This window comes from Brasilonema bromeliae SPC951 (assembly GCF_012912135.1).
Taxonomy (GTDB): domain Bacteria; phylum Cyanobacteriota; class Cyanobacteriia; order Cyanobacteriales; family Nostocaceae; genus Brasilonema; species Brasilonema bromeliae.
In genome coordinates, this window is sequence record NZ_QMEB01000380.1 from 1 (window position 1) to 2,620 (window position 2,620).

The 2,620-nt window shown below is 43.8% G+C and carries 1 protein-coding gene and 1 pseudogene; both read right to left on the reverse strand.

The features are described 5' to 3' along the window. Nucleotides 1-42: 42 nt before the first annotated feature. A pseudogene (locus tag DP116_RS27785) lies at nt 43-363 on the reverse strand (reverse transcriptase N-terminal domain-containing protein); the annotation flags it as partial. Nucleotides 364-1,156: 793 nt separating this feature from the next. After that, entirely contained in the window at nt 1,157-2,479 is a 1,323-nt protein-coding gene (locus DP116_RS27790; RefSeq protein ID WP_169158192.1) for a dihydroorotase, read from the reverse strand. Between the last annotated feature and the right edge of the window lie 141 nt (nt 2,480-2,620).

Sequence of the window (2,620 nt, forward strand, 5' to 3'; positions counted from 1 at the left end):
AGACCAACGGGTCTGGTGACAGGCTCGTTGAGTTTAATTACTACGTAACTTTTGGTGATACCAATTATTACTCGATGCTTTCAACAGTTTTTCTAATTCAAAACGTTCCTCAGAGGTGAGAGACTTTTTGCCGTCGATCCCTGCTGTCTTCTTTCCAGCGTTTAGCTGCGATATTTGACGAATCGCCAAAAATCTAGCTGCTTTGGATTTCAAAATAAGCTTTTGAAGTGACAGGGCTTTACGCTTGTTTCCTTCTCGAATAGCTTTGAACACCCTACATTGCAGGCGAAATAAATCCTTCCGAAATTCCTTCCAGTTTAGATTTTTCCAAGATTCACTAGCCTCGTGACTGTGCCTAATCATACTCTACTCCGTTAGATGTTTTTTTGAATACCTTGCAGCAGTTACGCCGCATCCTACCCGAATCAAAGGAGTTCCGTATCTCGTCTTACCTACCTGGGATTCGACCGTCCCCAAGACCTTTGATTCGTTTCTATTCGTTCCCTTAGATGATTATTTGTTCCGTTAGGTGTAGCCATTTTAACCATCAGAAACCCCTGATTCTTGCAGCTATTCCGGAAAGATGCTGCGGGTCTTACTCTGATAAAGTCGGGTTCTAAGGATATGTCCCGCTTACGTGTAGGTTACTTTTCTAGGCTCTGTTTCACCGTGGGAACTCCCTGTTAGCGCAAAGCTCTGCGGGGGAAGCTTCCCCCGCAAGACTTTGCACCAGTGTCCACCCATAACAGTAGTCTGATTGTGCCCTGTTCCCAGCTTCACTCTGTAAGAATCGAGCTTACTCGGTGTGGGCACCCTCTGGAGTCACGCATGAACCTTGCGGGTGGGGCTTTCACCCACATCAATCTAAGAGTTCAGTGTCTAGTTAACTAGAGTTCACTGGCTTAGTTATATACGGACTGATTACCGAGATTCACTAAGCAACGAATCGCACTCCCAGACACATTGAGGTCTTCAATCACTACTGTGCCACAGAGCAAAGCAGAATAATTTGACTAATGGGGATTGCTGAATTTGGTCATGAATTGTGTTTGTCAAGAGATTTTTAATTTTCCCCAACCCCTGTAGAGACGTTGCATGCAACGTCTCTACAAAATCTTGATTTTCTCAATTCATATCAAGATTTCAGCAACGCCGACTAATGACTAAAAGTTAAAGCTTGACCCCGCACCTCTGTATGTACTTTGCCTTTTTCATACACAACCTGACCACCTACTATACTTATCACGGGCCATCCAGTTAAATTCCAGCCTTCAAAAGGACTCCAACCACACTTGGTCAACAATTCTTCACGTAAAACAGGGCGATAAGTGTCCAAGTCTACAAGAACTAAATCAGCATCATAACCAGGAGCGATCGCCCCCTTATTTGGAATACCATATGCCTTAGCTACAGCTCGTGACATCCAGTCACTCACTTGCGCAACGGTACATTGTCCTTGCATTGCAGCGGTTAACATCAAAGGTAGAGAAGTTTCGACACCAGGCATTCCAGAGGGAGTGTTTGGATACTCTTGAGCTTTCTCTTCTAAAGTATGTGGTGCGTGATCTGTGGCGATGAAATCAATAATGCCATCGCGTAAAGCTTGCCAAAGGACTTGGTTATCGTGGGGCGATCGCAAAGGTGGATTCATCTGCGCCAAGGTGCCAATCTTCTCATATGCACTGGTATTGAGCAACAAATGCTGGGGCGTCACTTCTGCTGTCACCCAACTTGGTTTATCCTGACGCAGTAAGTCTGCTTCTTCTGCTGTTGACATATGCAGAATATGTAGACGACGTTGATATTTTTTAGAAAGTCTTAATGCTTGCTGCGTTGCTAGTAGCGCTGCTTGATTATCTTGAATTTGGGAATGAACTGCTACTTCATGAATTCCAGCAAATTCCTTGCGACGTTCGTTAATTCTCGCTTGGTCTTCAGCATGAACAGCAATCAAACGTTCGCCTTTAGAAAATATAGCCTCCAAGGCAGCGTCTTGGTCAACCAGTAACTGTCCATGCATTGAACCCATGAAAATTTTGATTCCACAACTTGGCTTTGCCAAAAGCAAATCAGGCAAGTTGTCTGCCGTTGCCCCGATAAAAAAGCCATAATTAACCAAGCACTTTTGTGAGGCTCGTTGTAGCTTATCATCAAGAGCTTGCTGGGTAGTCGTTAAAGGACGCGTATTCGGCATTTCTAAAAAAGAAGTGACTCCCCCTTTGGCACAAGCACAACTAGCGGTAAATAAGTCTTCCTTATGTTCCAGTCCTGGTTCACGAAAGTGGACTTGTGGATCAATTACTCCTGGCAACAAAGTTAACCCTTCTGCGTCAATTTGTGTAGTTGAGGGTGTGGCAGAAATCTCTGGTGCGACTTCGACTATTGTGCGATCGCTCGTCAGCACATCCCCAACAACCGATTCACCATTGGGTAAAACTATTCGAGCGCGACGAATCAGCAAACTGGTAGGAGATGACATGAATCAACTGGGTTAAAAAAACAACTGAGCGTGACAGATAACTATTTATATAGGTTAAACTTAGTTGGACTCTTCGCGGATATTTTGTATTTTTTGTTACAAAAAACTTTATGATTTTTAATAAACAAAGAAATCTGGTTA